Below are 236 nucleotides of genomic sequence, written 5' to 3' on the forward strand. Positions count from 1 at the left end.
GACGAATTTCGGATACAGGAAAGTATTCAATACCGCTACAACCAGTATTGTGAATTGACGGATCGAAAAAGGAAAATAAATTTCCTCAAGTAGCCGTTACATTGCAAATTGGTAGTATGTATACAGAACAATTTTCGTATGAATTGACCTACGATGTAAACGACATACTTATTCTGCGAATTCAAGTGGAAAATAAAGGGGTAGAAATGATTTCGAGAGTTGTTGTAAGTCATATG

General features: G+C 35.2%; 1 pseudogene. It reads left to right on the top strand.

Annotated features, from left to right (window positions below):
* Nucleotides 1–236: pseudogene (locus SB717_RS39580) on the top strand (hypothetical protein); the annotation flags it as partial.

The sequence above is a fragment of the Priestia sp. SIMBA_032 genome, assembly GCF_046535215.1.
Lineage (GTDB): Bacteria > Bacillota > Bacilli > Bacillales > Bacillaceae_H > Priestia > Priestia aryabhattai.